The 15,871-nt window shown below is 60.9% G+C and carries 14 protein-coding genes; 10 read left to right on the top strand and 4 right to left on the bottom strand.

Annotation, left to right across the window (positions count from 1 at the left end):
• Positions 1 to 41: 41 nt before the first annotated feature.
• The 3 genes from HK20_RS05915 to HK20_RS05905 all read left to right on the top strand — a co-directional run bounded on the left by HK20_RS05915 (position 42) and on the right by HK20_RS05905 (position 3,529).
• Complete coding sequence (locus tag HK20_RS05915) at positions 42 to 803, top strand: amino acid ABC transporter ATP-binding protein (protein ID WP_086646155.1); 762 nt, start codon at positions 42 to 44, stop codon at positions 801 to 803.
• Entirely contained in the window at positions 803 to 2,356 is a 1,554-nt protein-coding gene (locus HK20_RS05910) for an ABC transporter substrate-binding protein/permease (RefSeq protein WP_086646154.1), read from the top strand. The genes HK20_RS05915 and HK20_RS05910 overlap by 1 nt, the downstream gene beginning before the upstream one ends.
• Positions 2,357 to 2,611: 255 nt before the next feature.
• On the top strand, positions 2,612 to 3,529 hold the full coding sequence (locus HK20_RS05905; RefSeq protein ID WP_086646153.1) for a LysR family transcriptional regulator: 918 nt from the start codon (positions 2,612 to 2,614) through the stop codon (positions 3,527 to 3,529).
• Between the two features lie 48 nt (positions 3,530 to 3,577).
• Here HK20_RS05905 and HK20_RS05900 read toward each other — a convergent pair whose 3' ends face one another.
• From HK20_RS05900 to HK20_RS05890, 3 genes are read right to left on the bottom strand one after another with little or no spacing between them, the layout of a single operon-like run.
• Positions 3,578 to 4,543, bottom strand: a complete 966-nt coding sequence (locus tag HK20_RS05900) for a hypothetical protein (RefSeq protein ID WP_086646152.1) — start codon at positions 4,541 to 4,543, stop codon at positions 3,578 to 3,580.
• A gap of 55 nt (positions 4,544 to 4,598) precedes the next feature.
• Positions 4,599 to 5,873 carry an AAA family ATPase gene (locus tag HK20_RS05895; protein ID WP_086646151.1) on the bottom strand — a complete coding sequence of 425 codons (1,275 nt, stop codon included), beginning with the start codon at positions 5,871 to 5,873 and terminating at the stop codon, positions 4,599 to 4,601.
• Positions 5,870 to 6,457 (bottom strand): hypothetical protein, encoded by a 588-nt coding sequence (locus HK20_RS05890; RefSeq protein WP_086646150.1) that lies wholly within the window; start codon positions 6,455 to 6,457, stop codon positions 5,870 to 5,872. The genes HK20_RS05895 and HK20_RS05890 overlap by 4 nt, the downstream gene beginning before the upstream one ends.
• Before the next feature lie 262 nt (positions 6,458 to 6,719).
• On the opposite strand from HK20_RS05890, the gene rimP reads away from it, so the two are divergent.
• From rimP to rbfA, 5 genes are read left to right on the top strand one after another with little or no spacing between them, the layout of a single operon-like run.
• The gene (gene rimP / locus HK20_RS05885; protein WP_086646149.1) at positions 6,720 to 7,298 is read left to right on the top strand and encodes a ribosome maturation factor RimP; all 579 of its coding nucleotides are present in this window, start codon (positions 6,720 to 6,722) and stop codon (positions 7,296 to 7,298) included.
• 30 nt (positions 7,299 to 7,328) lie between these two features.
• Positions 7,329 to 8,876 (top strand): transcription termination factor NusA, encoded by a 1,548-nt coding sequence (gene nusA / locus HK20_RS05880; protein ID WP_086646148.1) that lies wholly within the window; start codon positions 7,329 to 7,331, stop codon positions 8,874 to 8,876.
• Positions 8,877 to 8,890: 14 nt separating this feature from the next.
• Entirely contained in the window at positions 8,891 to 9,541 is a 651-nt protein-coding gene (locus HK20_RS05875; protein ID WP_086646147.1) for an RNA-binding protein, read from the top strand.
• A complete protein-coding gene (gene infB, locus HK20_RS05870; protein ID WP_086646146.1) occupies positions 9,538 to 12,213 on the top strand; it encodes a translation initiation factor IF-2 in 2,676 nt (891 codons plus the stop codon). The genes HK20_RS05875 and infB overlap by 4 nt, the downstream gene beginning before the upstream one ends.
• Positions 12,210 to 12,674, top strand: a complete 465-nt coding sequence (gene rbfA / locus HK20_RS05865) for a 30S ribosome-binding factor RbfA (protein WP_086646145.1) — start codon at positions 12,210 to 12,212, stop codon at positions 12,672 to 12,674. The genes infB and rbfA overlap by 4 nt, the downstream gene beginning before the upstream one ends.
• 122 nt (positions 12,675 to 12,796) lie before the next feature.
• Here the strand turns inward: rbfA and HK20_RS05860 are convergent, their stop codons facing one another.
• On the bottom strand, positions 12,797 to 13,258 hold the full coding sequence (locus HK20_RS05860) for an Lrp/AsnC family transcriptional regulator (protein WP_086646187.1): 462 nt from the start codon (positions 13,256 to 13,258) through the stop codon (positions 12,797 to 12,799).
• Positions 13,259 to 13,386: 128 nt separating this feature from the next.
• Here HK20_RS05860 and alr point away from each other — a divergent pair, with 128 nt between their 5' ends.
• Both alr and HK20_RS05850 read left to right on the top strand, forming a co-directional pair.
• Positions 13,387 to 14,532, top strand: a complete 1,146-nt coding sequence (gene alr, locus HK20_RS05855; protein ID WP_369823035.1) for an alanine racemase — start codon at positions 13,387 to 13,389, stop codon at positions 14,530 to 14,532.
• Positions 14,533 to 14,561: 29 nt separating this feature from the next.
• The gene (locus HK20_RS05850; protein ID WP_086646143.1) at positions 14,562 to 15,818 is read left to right on the top strand and encodes a D-amino acid dehydrogenase; all 1,257 of its coding nucleotides are present in this window, start codon (positions 14,562 to 14,564) and stop codon (positions 15,816 to 15,818) included.
• The last annotated feature ends 53 nt before the right edge of the window (positions 15,819 to 15,871 follow it).

Genomic DNA, 15,871 nt, shown 5'->3' with positions numbered 1-15,871 from the left:
GTCTTAATGCCGGCCCGGTGCAAACCGGGTCGGCTTTTTCTATGAATGACCCCGTAGTTCTGAGTGCGGAACAGTTGCACAAGGACTTTGGCGAGGGGGAAGTCCTGTGTGGCGTGTCCATGCAGGTCCGCAAGGGGGAGCTGGTGTCTATCATCGGTCCTTCGGGTTGCGGTAAATCCACCTTCCTGCGGTGTCTCAATTTTCTGGAAATACCCGACCGTGGCACGGTAACGGCCATGGGGGTGACCATTGCGCGCAATGGTGGCCCGTGGCGGAGCGCGGATGAGCATATGGCCCATCGGCTGCGGACCCATGTGGGCATGGTGTTCCAGAGTTTTAATCTGTTTCCGCACCTGAGCGTGCTGGATAACGTGATGCTGGCCCCCCGCGTGGTCAAAGGCGGTAACGCCGAAGCCGACCGGGAAGAGGCCATGGCCCTGCTGGAAAAAGTGGGACTGGCCAAGGTGGCGCAGCGTTACCCTGTCTCGCTCTCTGGCGGTCAGCAGCAGCGTGCGGCCATTGCCCGCGCTCTGGCCATGCGGCCCGAGATCATGCTGTACGACGAACCCACCTCCGCCCTGGACCCCATTGTGGCTGAGGAGGTGCTTAACGTCATGCGCACACTCGATGATGAGGGCATGACCCAGATTATCGTGACCCATGACATGCGCTTTGCCGAAGTCGCGTCCGATACGGTGGTGTACATGGATGGCGGGCATGTGATTGAGGCTGGCCCGCCAGAAGTCCTGTGCGTGAACCCCGAACATGAACAGACCCGCCGCTTTATGAGGACCGTCCTGTGATGAAGACCGCACAGCCCCGCCCTCGCCGCCTGCTGGGCGCCCTGTCTGGCCTGTTTGCAGCGCTGCTGGTGCTGGCAGCCGCCCCTGGCGCCGCCCCGGCTGCCCACGCGCAGAGCAAGCCGTTCCACTGGGCCGCCGATTCCTCGGCCGATGTGCCCTACACGTTCCATGACCTCAAAGACCAGAACAAGCTGACGGGCTTTGAATATGACCTGATGCAGGAACTCAGCCGCCATATGGGCGCGCCGCTGGACTTCATCAACAACGACTGGGACGGGCTTATTCCCGGCCTGCAACGTGGCCTGTACGACATGGTCATCTGCGGGATCGAGATGACCGATGAACATGCTGAAGGCATTGACTTCAGCATCCCCTATTACGTGACCTCCGAACGGCTGGTGGTGCGCCGCAAGGGCAAGCAGTTTACTACACTGGCAGACCTTGAAGGGCACAAGGTTGGTACAATCAAGGATACGCAGGCCGAGCGTATGCTGACCAACAACACCAAAATATCCCTGAGCACCTATGATGAAGAAACAGATGCCTTCATGGATCTGGTCAATGGGCGCACGGATGCCATCCTGATCGACGGCCCCATTGCCAAATATTATGGGGATACCAACCCAGACCTGCATATTGTAGGCGAACCCATTGGCCGGGTGCAGTACGGCATTGCCTTTGCCAAGGGCCAGAACACGGAACTGCGCGAGCGGGTGAACGCTGCACTGCAGGTCATGCAGCAGGACGGCAGCCTGCACCATATCCTGACACGCTGGGACCTGTGGACGCCAGAAATGGCGCAGCTTACCAACGACCACACCCAGCCCAACGTAACCCCCGCAGCATGGAACAACTATGTGGCCGAGTTGCAGGGCAAGGGCGGGTTGCGCGTCAAGCTTGAACGCTATGCCGGGTTTGTGCCCCAGCTGGTCCGGGCGGCGGGGCTGACCCTGCTGGTCTCGCTGTGCGCCATGGTTGTTGCGGTTGCACTGGGGCTTGGGCTTGCGCTGCTGCGCCTGTATGGCCCGCGCCCGCTGGCATGGCTGGCCGCAACCTATGTGGAGATTGTGCGTGGCACGCCGCTGCTTATTCAGGTGCTGTTCATTTTTTATGGCCTGCCTGAATTTGGTATCAGCATGTCCCCCTTTGTGGCCGGTGTGGTCAGCCTTGGGCTGAACTATGCGGCATACGAGGCAGAAAACTACCGCGCCGGTCTGCAATCGGTGGCCCATGGGCAGATGGAAGCAGCCCTTGCCCTGAACATGACCCACCCGCAGGCCCTGCGTTATGTGCTGGTGCCGCAGGCGTTCAGGCTGGTTATGCCGGTCATGACCAACGACTTTATCTCCCTGCTCAAGGATTCGTCTCTGGTCAGCGTGATCACTCTGACAGAACTGACACAGACCTATATCCGCCTGTCCTCTGCCTATTTTGACTATTTTGGCACGGGGCTGATGGTGGGTGCGGCCTACCTGCTGCTGGGTCTGCCCTTTGTGCGTCTGGCTCGTCTGGCGGAAAAACGCCTTGCCATGCCCCATACCCGCCGCCGTTAAGGCTGCGGGGCTGCGGCCATGCCTATAGCTTTAATGCGCTATAGGCATGGCCGCTTCTTGTTCTGTCTATGTTGTATCCAACCTAACCTTGCTGCAATAGGGAAGGTGATAAGCTCGTAGCCTGACACAGCATGCTGGTTACAGGGCGGGATGGTTGGAGCCCAGATTTTCGGCACACTCTGAACTGTCTCACCTGTTGTTGTCGGCAGCACTGGAGAAGGCTAGCCGCCTACACAGGAAACGGTGCCGACCTCCATGGATCTTCTTTCCGCACTTCACAGTTTTGTGCGTGTTGCCGCTACAGGCTCATTTTCCGCTGTCTCGCGCGAGACAGGGGTCAGCCAGCCTACAATTTCGCGCCATATTGCCTTGCTGGAGGCGCATTACGGCACCACGCTGTTTGCGCGTACAACCCGCAGCCTGACCATGACCGAGGACGGTCGCAGCCTGCTCCCCCATGCCTATGAAGTGCTGGAAATACTGGAAACGGCAGAAACCGTTCTGGGCCGCCGGCGTGCTTCGGTCTCCGGTCTTGTGCGTCTGGGTGTGACCACGGCCTTTGGCCTGTGCCTGACCCGCAGAATGGGCGAGCTGCTGGACCGCCATCCCGACCTGTCGGTGGAAGTGGTCATGCGCGACTCGTTTGGAGATCTGGTGGAAGAAGGGCTGGATCTGGCCGTGCGTGTGGGCGAAATTGCTGAGGGCACGCTCATCGCCCGCAAGCTGGGGCTGGTGCATAAGTGGCTGGTGGCGTCCCCCGCCTGCCTGCAACGCCACAACATGCCAGAGCACCCCCGCGCGCTCACGGAATACCCCGGCGTTGTGTATAATTACGGTTCCAGCCGTCTGGACTGGAACTTTGAGCGGGATGGGGAAGAAAGCGTGATTGCCCCCGCCGCCGTGTTCCGTGCCAATAGCAGCGAAGCCGTAATGTACGCAGTGGAAGCCGGTATTGGTGTTGGCCTGCTTCCGGCTTTTCAGGTGCGGGATGCAGTGGCCAGTGGCCGTCTGGTCCGCCTGTTTGCGGACTGGAACATTCCCGGCCTGCCTTTTTATGCCGTGCATACCGGCCCGCGCACCCTGCCGTTGCGGACCCGCACGGTCATGGATTTTCTGGTCGAGGTTTCAGCCGACCTGCTGCGTGATGGCGGGCTTTTGTCCCCCGTTCTGTAAGGGGGAATAAAAGGGGCGGCCCAGACAGTTGCTCCGGGCCTGCCCGACCTAGCCGTGAAAAGCCGGGTCAATGGCCTCTGTCGAGGGCGGGGCGTTCTGGGGCAGCTTGTTCTCAAACCCACGTAGGAGCGTTGGCACCCAGCCGCGTAGCCAGGTGTTGGTGCGCTGGACAAAATCCGTGACCGCTGCCGAGTCGGACATCCCCGCGCGGGACCAGTTCTCCGGCGCGCCCGGAACGCGGCGGGCTCCTGCTTCTGCCGGGCTGAGCAGCGTATGCACGCTCATAAAATCCACACCCGTGCCGGATTTGCTTTTTTCCACCAGATTCCAGCCTGCATCGACCAGAATGGGGGGCAGGTCAAAACCCATGATGGTCAGGCGCTGCACGGCGGGTGGGATGTACATCTGGTCACTCAGGAGTGTCTGCAGCGGTTCGTTGGACGTCAGGAACAGGTTGTTCACTACCCGTATGGGGGTGGTCATCCAGCATTCGCTGCGGTTGCCATCCTGCGGGGCGGCTTCGTTCATGAAGTTGAAGGAGCTGTGGCATTGCGCCTCAATCATGCTCATGGCGGCAATGGGCAGGGACTGCGTGGTGGCCTGCGCAATAATCAGCCCGGTTACAATGCCCTGAGCGGAGCGGACATACAGGGTTGTCAGCACTTCCCCGTGGGCCACATCATCCTGAAAGTTCACAACCGGGTGCCATTTGCCCGCAGGCAGGGGAAGCTGCCGCCCGGCAAAAACAACCGAGCCTTCAAACTGCGCATCCATGGGGGGGATGGAAACCGTGCGCTGGTCCTCATCGGGGTGCAGGGCATCGCTCGCCTCGGTGCCGCCGAGGGAGGAGGGGAGCATGTGCCGAATCCTGCTGCTGAGTGCGCCATAGCCCGGCACGCTGGAGGCTAGCCACGGTGCGGGGAACAGAACGGACAGTGTGCCGCACACGCCTGCGGTTATCAGTGCGGTGCGCCATAACGGGGCACGGTGCCACAGGCGGGTAAAAGCGGTCATGCGGTAGCCTTGGTTATGTGGGCGGCGTTGGAGGGTGGCTTGCCGGGGCAGGCGGTCAGGGGGTCAGGCGGGCATGCAGCCCGTCATCACGGTTGTCGGCCACTTTGGCGACAACCGTGCCATCGTCCTCCTTGACCAGCCGGACCATGGTGGCCCCCTGCTGGCGGGCAATAATAAGGGACTCGCTGATCATGTCCTCAATAGAGCGGACCAGATCACGCGCGGAGGCGGCATCCCCCATACGGCTCTGGCGGCGCATCACATCCAGCAGCAGGGAGGCGTCAATCCCGCTGGTTTCCACCTTCAGGCCGTAGCCTTCGATCATGGCTTCAATTTCCAGCGCGCCAACACGGGCAATATCCAGCCCACGCAGGGTGCGGAAGACAAAAATACGGTCCAGACGGTTCAGCACTTCGGGGGCAAAGCCAGCCTGACGCAGAGCCTCGACCGATTCGGCACGCATACGGTCGGGGTCATCATGCAGGCGGTCGGCAATTTCGGTCAGGGCATCGGTGGCAATGTTGGAGGTCAGCACAAAAATGGCCCGCACGGTGGAAATCTGCTGCCCGGTGGAGGCCTCGGTAATGTGGCCGTCGTTCCATGCGGTCAGGAACTTCTTGAACACATCGGGGTGGGCTTTTTCAATTTCGTCCAGCAGCACCACGGCATCGGGCTTTTCCTTCAGCCCGCCGGTCAGCTTGCCGTAGGTGTCGGAGCCGACATAGCCTTTGGGCGAGCCAAAAAGCTGGGTGGCGGCGTGGGGGCTGCTCATCTGCGTCATGTCAAAATGCAGCAGGGGGCGTTCGAGCTGGCGGGCCATCTGCTTGGCCAGGTAGGTTTTGCCCGTGCCCGGAGGTCCGGCGAGCAAAAAGATGCCAACCGGCTTGCCACGCACCTGTAGCGCCAGGCGGCGGCGGAGCTGGACGGCAATATCCTCGCACACCTGGTCCTGCCCGATCACGCGGGCACGCAGGTTTGCGGCCAGTTCCTCGGCGTCTATGGTAGTTTCGCGCTGTTCACGCGCAAGCATTTCTTCCAGTTCGGCGCGATTGGTCAGTCTGGCAAGAACGTCCATGATGAACCCCCGTCGGCGTAGTAGCCCTTTGCGGGCCAGATGTTCGGCCCGAGTTTCAAACAGCAGTCCCGCAACACTCAGCACAAGGCCGGATGCCGCCAGAACAGGCCAGGCAGATGCACACCATTGCAGCACATGGGCCACGGAATGCAGGGAAAGATGCAGGCTGAGCGCGATCTGGATGCTGGCAAGCACCAGAAAAATCACCATCATCAGCGGCATCAGCCGGTTTAATGCGGGGAGCAGACCCTTCATTGCGCGATCACCGTAAGTGCAAGGGTATCCCCCTGTTTATAAAGAACGGGCAGGGGCATGGGGCCAAAGGCCGTTATGGCGCCGCTGCCAATTCCCGCCGGGCCGGGTGGCGCTGCGGGAATAACCTCAACATGCCCGCTCACACTTATGGGCAGGATAACCGTTGTGGGCTTGGCCGTAAGCCCGACACTTTGCTGCCATGGGCCACAGACAAGGGTAATCATGCCGCCAGCCCCGGTGGCATCATAGACCGGCATGGCCACCAGCCGCACATCCCGCCGTTTGACCGCGGCCAGAATATCCGCCTGCTGCTGGGCGGAAAAGCTGGAGCCCGCCAGTGCCTGCGCCGCATTCTGCGGGGCAATCACATTCAGGGGCAGCCCCATGCGCTGGGAGTCGTCACCAGTAACGGACTCGGCGCCCACAGCCGGACCGGAGGTGTTTTTGCCCGCACCATAAAAGTGCAGCCCGGCCCCTGCCATAAGCACGCAGGCCGCCATACCAATAAGCCCGAGCCGCAGATTGGAGGGTTTTTCAGCCGTCTGGGGCTGCGGCTGCCATGCCGGGTCCGGCTTGTTCTGCATGATAACGGTCAGTCTCCTTGCCTTGGGTAGTGGAGCGTTGCAGATATGTCGCAGCCAAAGCAATAAAAGCATGTCTGTGGGTTGGCGCAATGCGCAAAACTGGTCCAGCCATAATTTATTTTTTATGGTCCATCGCGCACAAACAGGGGGGCTGTGGTTTCTGCCCTTGCAGTCTGTGCCTTTGTGCACTAGATAAAGCATCATCCTTCTCAATTTGAATGACGTTTCGGGGGGTGGCCTTAGAAGGGCCGCCTTTTTTGCTTTGGACAAAGATATTTCTGCCCATTCCGGCCTTGAAGGCCGCCTGCTCGCACTGATTGCCCCTGCCGTAGAGGAAATGGGGTACGAAATCGTGCGCGTGGCAGTGCTTGGGCGTGAGCGCCCTACGGTGCAGATCATGGCTGACCGCGCAGACGGAATGTTGATCAATGTTGAAGATTGTGAGCGAATCAGCCACGCTGTAGGCGCTGTGCTGGACGTGGAAGACCCCATTCCGGGGGCGTGGACGCTGGAAGTGTCCTCCGCCGGAATCGACCGCCCGCTCACACGCGCCAAGGACTGGACCCGCTTTGCAGGGCATCAGGCCAAGGCAGAAGTTCTGGTCCCCATTGAAGGGCGGCGTCGCTTTGCCGGTATTTCTCTGGGGTCTGATGGAACAGTGGCCCGTATGCGCCTGGATGACGGCACGGAAGTGGCTCTGCCACTGGCCGAAATCCGCAAGGCGCGACTGGTGCTGACCGATGCGCTGATTGAAGACAGCGCCCGTATGGTACAGCCTGCATCGGATGCAGGTGTGGAGCAGGATGGCAAAAAAGAGCCGCCTGCTTCCAAGGTGCATTGATAAAGCTGCCTGTTTTGGAGAGCTGAGAGCATGGATACCTCCGTTTCCCGTCCTGAACTGCTGCTGGTGGCAGACGCTGTTTCACGCGAAAAGGGCATTGACCGTGAAGAGGTTCTGGAGGCCATGGAGCAGGCCATCCAGAAGGCTGGCCGCGCCAAATACGGGCACGAAAAGGACATTCGCGCCACAATCGACCGCCGCTCGGGCGAGGTTCGCCTCTCTCGCTGGACGGAAGTTGTGGATCAGGTGGAGAACGAGGACGCACAGATCGCCCTCTCCATTGCCCGCAAGTTCCGCCCCGAAATTCAGGTTGGTGAATATCTGATCGACCCGCTGCCCCCGATCGACTTCGGGCGTATTGCGGCCCAGACCGCCAAGCAGGTTATTGTGCAGCGCGTGCGTGAATACGAACGCAAACGCCAGTACAATGAGTTCAAGGACCGTGTGGGCGAAATCGTCAACGGCACCGTCAAACGGACCGAATACGGCAACCTGCTGGTTGAAATTGGCTCCGCCGAAGCGCTGCTGCGCCGTGATGAGCTGATCCCGCGTGAGACATTCCGTAACTCCGACCGCGTGCGCGCCTACATCTATGATGTGCGTGATGAACCGCGCGGCCCGCAGGTTTTCCTGTCCCGCACACATCCGGCCTTTCTGGCCAAGCTGTTTGCGCAGGAAGTGCCCGAAATTTACGACGGGATCATCGAAATCAAGGCCGTGGCCCGTGACCCCGGGTCCCGCGCCAAAATGGCCGTGATCTCGCGCGATGCCTCCATTGACCCGGTCGGGGCCTGCGTTGGTATGCGCGGCTCGCGCGTGCAGGCTGTTGTGGCCGAATTGCAGGGCGAAAAAATCGACATTATCCCCTGGAGCCCGCAGGCCGCGACCTTTGTGGTCAACGCTCTGGCTCCGGCTGAAGTCAGCAAGGTGGTTATGGACGAGGAAGCCGGGCGTGTTGAAGTTGTGGTGCCGGATGACCAGCTCTCCCTCGCCATTGGTCGGCGCGGGCAGAACGTGCGTCTGGCCAGCCAGCTGACGCGCTGGGACATTGACATCCTGACCGAAGCGGAAGAATCCGAACGCCGCCAGGAAGAATTCCGCCGTCGTAGCGGCCAGTTTGTTGAAGCGCTTGACGTGGATGACGTGATTGCTGGCCTGCTGGTGACCGAAGGCTACCATAGCATCGAGGAACTGGCTTTTGCCGACCCCGATGAACTGGTGGGCATTGAAGGCTTTGACGAATCGGTGGTGCAGGAACTGGTCCAGCGCGCCGAAGGCCACCTTGTCCGGCAGGAAGAAAAGCTGGATGAGCGCCGTCAGGAGCTTGGTGTTACCGACGATATTGCAAATATGGGTGTGTTCACCAACCAGATGCTTGTGACTCTGGGCGAAAAGGGTGTAAAAACTCTGGACGACCTTGGTGACCTGGCTGGCGATGAGCTGGTCGAAATTCTGGGGTCGGATGCCATAGAAGAAGACGCCGCCAATGAGATCATCATGGCAGCGCGTGCGCACTGGTTTGAGGGTGAAGAGGGTGCAACCCCTTCCTCCACGCCAGAAGGCGGGGCAGGCGTCTGAGGCCTTGATACAGGGTGGGTGGTGATTTCTTGCCAGCAGCAGAAGAGAAGGGCAGCCTCCGCAGGTGCGCAGTCACGCGGGAGGAAGGCATTCCGGCTCAGATGGTGCGGTTTGTTATCTCACCCTCATCCATAGTCGTCCCTGACTTGGACGCGCGTCTGCCGGGACGGGGAATATGGTTGAGTGCCCGCCGGGATGTGATAGAACAGGCCAGCAAACGCGGCGTGTTCGCACGCTCTGCGCGGATGCAGGTCAAGGTGCCGGAAGATCTTCTCTCTCAGGTGGAAGTAGGTCTGCACCGGCGGATGATAGAAGTGGTTGGGCTTGCGCGCCGCGCTGGTCAGGCCATTAGTGGCTTCGTTAAGGTGCGCGAATGGGTTATGCAGCGTCGTGCTGCTGTTATCGTTCACGCATCGGACGGAAGCAGGGAAGAACTGGACCGCCTGATTTCGGGCGGGCGGGATATTCCTGTCGTTGATGCGTTGTCGTCTGAAGAACTGGCTAAGGTTTTCGGGCGTGAACGTGTTGTGAATGTGGCGCTGGCGGCCGGCGGGCTGGCTACGCGTCTTTGTTGTGAAAACAGACGTTTTGCGGGGGTGGCCGTTGGCGATCCCCGGGTCTGCCGGACCTTTCCGGCGGATGGGTGTGAACAGGCGGGTCAATGAGCGAAGGCAAGGATCAGGATCAGGGTAAGGGGCGTTTGTCCCTTCGGCCGGCAGGGCGTCCGGAGGTCGGACGGACGGTTGATGCCGGGTCCGTGCGGCAAAGTTTCAGTCATGGCCGTTCAAAGGTCGTGCAGGTGGAAGTGCGTAAAAAACGTGGTCCTTCCCCGGCTGGCGCTGGTGGGCGCTCCGGCGGTTCCCGCGCAGGTGGCGGCCGTACCCTGACCGCAGCCGAACTGGCCATGCGCCAGCGCGTGCTTCAGGAACAGAAGAAAGAGGCAGAAGACGCCGAACGGCGTGATGCCGAGCGGCGCGAAGCCGAGAAGATTCGTATTCTTTCCGCGGCTGAAGAAGCACGCCGGAAGGAAGAGGAAGACAAGCGTCTGGCCGAAGAGCGCGCCGCCGAAGAGGCCGCCGCAAGCGATGCCGAACGCAAGGCCCGCATTGACGCGATCAAGCCGATCGAGGTCAAGGCACCTGTTGTCTCTGCCGTGCCAATTCCCGGTGAAGTAACACTCGCACCGCCTGCCGGGCGCCTGCGCCCGCTGGCTGAACGTGCGATTATGCCGGCCAAGCCGCTCAAGCCTGCCGCGCCTGCTCGCACGCCTGCTGCTGCTCCCGCAGCGGAAAAGGACGTCAGTGCCGCCCAGACCCTGCGCCTGCGCAGCGGCCGTGGCACGGAAGGCGAGGAAGAACAGCGCCGTGGCCCAGCCCGTAACAAGGCCGTGCCGCCGCGCAAGAACAGCAGTGGCCGCAAGGGTGATACCGGCGGTGGCCGCCGTGCAGGCCGGATTGACGTGCAGGCCGCGATTGAGGGGGATGACGACAAAACCCGCTCGCTCGCATCCGTACGCCGCCAGCGTGAGCGTGAACGCCGTCAGGCCGAACTGGAACGCCTGCGTTCCGATCAGGTCAAGGTTGTGCGTGACGTTATCCTGCCCGAAACCATTACGGTGCAGGAACTGGCCAACCGTATGGCAGCCCGTCAGGGTGAAGTGATCAAGGCGCTCATGAAAATGGGTGTCATGGCCACTGTAACCCAGAGCATTGATGCCGATACGGCGGAACTGGTGGTGGAAGAATTCGGCCACCGTGTACGTCGCGTTTCCGAAGCGGATGTGGAACTGGGTATTGAGGGCGTGGAAGACACGACCGAAGATATGCTGCCCCGTCCGCCTGTGGTGACCATCATGGGGCATGTCGATCACGGCAAGACTTCCCTGCTGGACGCCCTGCGCACAACGGACGTGGCAGCGGGTGAAGCCGGTGGCATTACCCAGCATATCGGTGCTTATCAGGTTACACTGGAATCCGGTGCCAAGATCACCTTCCTTGATACACCCGGACATGAGGCCTTTACGGCCATGCGTGCCCGTGGCGCGTCCATTACGGACGTGGTGGTGCTGGTGGTTGCGGCGGATGACGGCGTCATGCCGCAGACGATCGAGGCCATCAAGCACGCCAAGGCTGCCAATGTGCCCATGATCATTGCCATCAACAAGATGGACAAGCCCGGCGCCAAGCCTGACCGCGTACGTCAGGACCTGCTGCAGCACGAGATCGTGGTCGAATCCATGGGTGGTGACGTGATGGACATTGAAGTGTCCGCACGCCAGCGCATGGGGCTGGACAAGCTGGAAGAAGGCATTCTGCTTCAGGCAGAAATTCTGGAACTTCAGGCCAACCCCGACCGTGCAGCCGAAGGTGCCGTGATCGAAAGCCGTCTGGACCGTGGTCGCGGTTCCGTGGCGTCCGTGCTGGTGCAGAAGGGTACGCTGCGCAAGGGTGACATTGTGGTTGCCGGTGCAGAATGGGGCCGTGTGCGCGCTCTGGTTGATGACCGTGGTCGTCAGGTGGAAGTGGCTGGCCCGTCCATGCCGGTGGAAATTCTCGGCCTGTCCGGGGTTCCCGCTGCTGGTGCACCGTTTGTGGTCGTGGAAAACGAAAACCGTGCCCGTGAGATTTCCGAGTTCCGCCAGCGTAAGCTGAAGGAACATCAGGTTGCCGGGCAGGCTGCGGCCCGCGGCACGCTTGACCAGATGCTGGCCCGTATTCAGGCCGGTGTGCAGAAGGAAGTCTCCGTCCTGATCAAGGCGGACGTGCAGGGTTCGGCCGAAGCACTGCAAACCACGGTGCTCAAGCTTGCTAACGAAGAAGTGGGCGTGCGCGTTCTCAATGCCTCGGTGGGCCAGATCACGGAAAGTGATGTGCAGCTTGCCAAGGCATCGGATGCGGTCATTGTTGCTTTTAACGTGCGTGCAACCTCTCAGGCGCGGCTGCTGGCCCAGCGTGAAGGGGTGGACATCCACTACTACTCCATCATCTATCAGGTGGCGGACGACGTGGAACTGCTCGTACGGGGCAAGATGGCGCCCAAGCATCGTGAAAAGTTCCTTGGCTACGCCGAAATCCGCAAGGTTTTCGAAATCAGCAAGGTTGGCAAAGTGGCCGGTTGCTTCGTGACCGATGGCGTTGTCAAACGTGGCTGTGGCGTGCGTCTGCTGCGTGATGGCGTGGTGATCCATGAAGGTGATCTGAGCCAGCTCAAGCGCTTCAAGGACGACCAGAAGGAAGTGACCAAGGGTTACGAATGTGGTCTTTCCTTTGCAGGCTACAACGATCTGCGCGAAGGCGATGTGGTGGAATGCTTTGAAAGCGAGTTAATTCCAGCATGAGTCGTCGCCACGGATCAGGCAGTAAAACAGGGGGACCGGCAGACTATCTTGCCGGTCTTTCCTCATCTGGCCCATCGCAGAGGCAGTTGCGGGTAGGCGAAGAAGTGCGGCGCGTTCTGGCTGAGCTGTTTGCGCGCACCACCTTCCGTGACCCGGACCTGTCCGATGTTGCCATTACCGTGACCGAAGTCCGGCTTGCGCCAGACTTCAAACACGCCACTGTTTTTGTCACACGGCTGGGGCGCAGCGACGTTGCGGCTCTTCTGCCCGGACTTAAGCGGGTGGCCCCGTGGCTGCGTACCCAGCTTGCCCACAAGCTGAGCATACGCACAGTGCCCGAACTGCACTTCCAGCCCGATACGGCGCTGGATACAGCCATGCATGTGGATTCGCTCCTGCGCTTGCCAGAGGTCCAGCGTGACCTTGGTAAAGCAGGCAACGACCAGCCGGATGAAGACTAAGGTCTGGCCGGTAGCCAGTCATGGCAAACAGCTTTTTAAAAACCTGCCGGGGAGCACCCTGGCAGGTTTTTTTTGACCCTGACCCTGACCCTGACCCTGACCCTGACCCTGACCCTGTAACCTTACCCGCCCGTCTGTGCTTTTTCCTGCTGAACAACAGGGCGGATGGCAAAATTGCTCTGAATGCGCACAACACCGGGCATTCGGGATAATTCCTCTTTATGGATGCGTTCGTAATCCTGCATGTCGCGCGCTTCCACCCGGAGCAGGTAGTCGGCGTCTCCCGTCATCAGGTAGCACTCCTTTACGTCGGGGCATTCGCGGATACGGCTTTCAAAGCGGCGGAGGCATTCCTCTGTCTGGCGTTCGAGTGTGATCTGCACAATGACCGTAGCTACAGGGGGTGCGTTGCGGCGGGCGATAATGGCCTGATACCCGCGTATAACCCCTTCTTTTTCCAGCATTTTTACACGCCGCAGGCAGGCCGAGGGGGAAAGCCCTATACGCTCGGCCAGTTCGGCGTTGCTCAGGCGGCCATCATGGCGCAGGTGGCGGAGAATGGCCTCGTTAATGCGGTCTGGCATGATCTGTCTTTTGTGGCCTTTTGGCGCAATATTATGCAAAAATAAAAAGCAAACACCCCAATCATGCACCACAATGGCAGGATATGCCATAAAGAGTGGGGTAAAATTCTGATACCGTAACAGAACGGATATGTGTCGTGACCCAAGCTCCCACCCCCATGCACGCTGGCTGGCCCGCACAACGCGCCGGAGCGGTGCTGAGCGTTAATCTGGATGCGGTAGCCCATAATTACCGCCTGCTTCGGGCCCGTGTGCCCAACGCGGTGTGCGCGGCTGTGGTCAAGGCCGATGCCTATGGGCTGGGAGCGGCACAGGTTGCCCCCGCGCTGGCGCAGGCCGGGGCCACGCAGTTTTTTGTTGCCCATGTGGACGAGGGGCTGGCCCTGCGCCCGCATGTGGGGGAGCAGGTGGGCATTACCGTGCTGCACGGCCCCCGGCCCGATGCGGTGGAGGCCTGTCTGGCGCATGGGTTGCGCCCGGTGCTGAACAGTGTGGAGCAGATTGGCTGGGTCCGTGCGGTGGCGCAGGCGCAGCAGCGGCGCGTGGGGGTTGTGCTGCAACTGGATACGGGCATGTCCCGCTTTGGCCTGTCCGCGCAGGATGTGGCGGATATTGCCGCCGACCCCGCGGTGCTGGATGGGCTGGACGTGCAACTGGTCATGAGCCATCTGGCCTGTGCGGATGAGCGGGCAAACCCTGCCAACGCGGAGCAGGCGGCCCGTCTTGTGGCTTATGCTGCCCAACTGCCGGTTTCTGCCCCGCTCAGCCTTGCCGCATCCTCCGGGATATTTCTGGGGCCGGATTACCATTTTGGCCTCGTGCGCCCCGGTGCCGCATTGTATGGCGTGGCCCCCCAGCCGGGCGAGCCAAACCCCCTGCGCCCGGTTGTGGGGTTGAAGGCCCATGTATTGCAGACCCGTACCCTCAGCAAAGGGGACAGGGTCGGTTACGGGCTGACATGGCGGGCCGAAGGGCCATGCCGGGTCGCGACCATTGCCGTAGGCTATGCAGATGGTTTTGTGCGCGCCCGTGCCAACGGCCTTGTGTGGTTCGGGGGGCAGCCCCTGCCCATACTGGGCCGTATTTCCATGGATTCCATGACGGTGGATATTTCCGCCATTCCGCCGGGCCAGCTTGAGGCCGATGGCATGGTGGAACTGCTGAACGAAACATACGGCGTGGACGACGTGGCCCGCGCTGAAGGAACGATCGGCTACGAAGTCCTGACATCGCTCGGGCATCGCTATCATCGCAATTATACACGAACTGCCTGAGGGCAGAGCAGCAGGGAAAGAGTGAGATCATGAAGGTTCTTGTTCTGGGTAGTGGTGTTGTGGGTGTAACAACCGCCTGGTATCTGGCGCAGGCAGGGCATGAGGTCACGGTTGTGGACCGCCAGCCCGGTGCCGGGCTGGAAACCAGCTTTGCCAATGCGGGGCAGGTGTCCCCCGGTTATTCTTCCCCCTGGGCGGGGCCGGGTATTCCGCTCAAGGCGGCCAAATGGCTGTTCATGAAGTACAGCCCCTTTGTGTTCTGGCCCATGCCCGACCCGCATCTGTGGAAGTGGCTGGTGCAGATGCTCGAAAACTGCAACACCCCCGCCTATGACCGCAACAAGGGCCGCATGGTGCGCCTGGCTGAATACAGCCGCGATGTCATGTGTGACCTGCGGCGTGAAACCGGCATTACCTATGATGACCGCCAGCAGGGCACCTTGCAGGTCTTCCGTACCCAAAAGCAGATGGATGGCGTGGCGCAGGATATTGCCGTGCTCCGGCAGTACAACGTACCGTTTGAGGAACTGAATACCGCCCAGTGCGTACAGGCCGAGCCGGGTCTTGCGCCTTCGGCTGGCAAAATTGTGGGTGGCTTGCGCCTGCCGGGGGATGAGACGGGCGATGCCTTCAAGTTCTCCCAGCGTCTGGCGGAAATGGCGGCAGCCGCAGGTGTGACCTTCCTGTACAACACCGATATTCGCGCAATCCGGAGCGAGAGCGGGCGGGTTAGCGGGGTGGAAACATCACGCGGGGTGCTGAACGCCGAGAGCTATGTGCTGGCACTTGGCAGTTTTTCCCCCGCTCTTGTGCGGCCTCTGGGGCTGGACCTGCCGATTTACCCGGTCAAGGGCTATTCCCTTACGGCGGATATTACCGATGCGGCGCGTGCCCCGGTTTCCACCATTATGGATGAAACCTTCAAAATCGGCATTACCCGTCTGGGCGACCGTGTGCGCATTGGCGGCACCGCGGAACTGGCTGGCTTTAGCACCCGCTTGCGTGCGCCACGGCGGGCCACGCTGGAACATTCGGTAACAGACCTGTTCCCCAACTGCTGCAACGTGCCCGCAGCCCAGTTCTGGACCGGCCTGCGCCCCATGACACCGGATGGCACCCCCATTATCGGCCGCACGGGGCTGGATAACCTGTACACCAATACAGGCCATGGCACGCTGGGCTGGACCATGGCCTGCGGGTCTGCCCGCGTGCTGGCGGATATTATGTCCAACCGCCAGCCAGATATTGCCTATGAGGACCTGAACCTGTTCCGCTACCGGCCCTGAGCCTGAGCCTGAGCCTGAGCCTGTAGTGGCCCTTGCGGCACAGGCTTAGGGGC

Source organism: Acetobacter sp. DsW_54 (assembly GCF_002153575.1).
Lineage (GTDB): Bacteria > Pseudomonadota > Alphaproteobacteria > Acetobacterales > Acetobacteraceae > Acetobacter > Acetobacter fabarum.
Note: the sequence above shows the minus strand (reverse complement) of the source record. Positions and strands in the feature narration are given on the sequence as shown.